The sequence below is a fragment of the Azoarcus indigens genome (assembly GCF_004361735.1).
Classification (GTDB): Bacteria; Pseudomonadota; Gammaproteobacteria; order Burkholderiales; family Rhodocyclaceae; genus Azoarcus; species Azoarcus indigens.
This window is the reverse complement of record NZ_SNVV01000070.1, coordinates 1-1,198: the sequence shown is the minus strand read 5'-3', so window position 1 is coordinate 1,198 and position 1,198 is coordinate 1. Positions and strand designations below refer to the sequence as shown.

General features: G+C 52.1%; 2 protein-coding genes. One reads left to right on the top strand and one right to left on the bottom strand.

The features are described from left to right. Positions 1 to 368 precede the first annotated feature (368 nt). Positions 369 to 935: a hypothetical protein gene (locus tag C7389_RS24720; protein WP_133595317.1), complete on the top strand. Its 567-nt coding sequence runs from the start codon at positions 369 to 371 to the stop codon at positions 933 to 935. Positions 936 to 982: 47 nt separating this feature from the next. Here the strand turns inward: C7389_RS24720 and C7389_RS25255 are convergent. Then, on the bottom strand, positions 983 to 1,198 hold a 216-nt coding region (locus C7389_RS25255; RefSeq protein WP_211342540.1), incomplete at its 5' end, for a hypothetical protein.

Sequence of the window (1,198 nt, the reverse complement as noted above, 5' to 3'; positions counted from 1 at the left end):
GGTTGATTCCAAGCTCGGCGGCGACCGCCGTTTGGCTATGCCCGCGCCCCAGCATTCGAATCACCGTCCGCCGAAGCTGCTCGCGCGCTGCTGGCCCAAGCTTTCTGACATCGATCTTTTCCATGTCAGGAGTATACGACTGTTTTCTATTTTAGGGCCTGGTTAATAATACTGATCTCCCGGGAGGTGCGCAAGACGTTTTTGATAGACTGACTGGGGGTAAATCAACGCCTCAAGATAACGGTGCCAGGGTTGGAGGAAATGGCGTTCGTCTTCGTCCAGGAAAGGATGGGCAAGGGCCGCGAATTGACATTCCTGCTAACGGATCGAGGCCTCACGAAACTATCCATTTCCCTCCTGGAGGTTAAATGTCTACGATGTGCGACTCCACGACCATGGAGCTTCTCCGCCGTATCATTGGTATGCGGTTGGAGAGGGTTTCAGCGCGTTGTTATCCAGGGTATCTTGCCTATGACCAAATCGTCGCTAAATTCAGTGATAGTTTTTCGATCCGGGTTGACTTGAGTGAAGAGGTGGTTGAGCCAAAGTTTGAAGTCTTCGTGGTGAGAGCTAGGCCATCTGATTTAATCATTGAGTCAGACGAATGGGATAGGTTGGAGCTGAAGGATTTTATTGTTGCAAGTATTTCCGTGCTGCGTCGAGAGGAATGGGTTAAGAAGGCTGTGAAAGAATCTTCTCAGCTTGTTGGGCAGCATGGAATGGAGCAGCGCTTTGGATCTCTTGATAGTGGGGGCGAATTACGTGATGCTGTGGTTGTCGATTCGGGTCTGAGTTTCATCAGCACGAGAGGTGCAGAGTTGAGAATTGATGCTGACGTGTTCCCGTTGGTGCTTCAGTTGCGTTATGAAGTTGCACCGTCACCGTTACCAGTGGGGACCAAGATAGCGGTAAACGAATATCAAAAACCTCAATAGCGCGTAGCCCCTATGAGTCAGCGGAAATAAGGGGCGAAACAATGCGATTAAATTAATTTGAAAGTATATTTCAGGCGGACTTGTAAGCCCGATAGCAAGTGGGTTTGACAGCCTGTCTGGCCCTTGGGCAACGGCATCGGGGTCTCCTGATGCCGTTGCCATGTAGACGGCCCGCGCACCGACGTCACCGACACCACCACCAGCACCTTCGACGCCGAACGCCGCGTCACGCAAACGACGGATGCCCTGGGCAAGCAGACCCG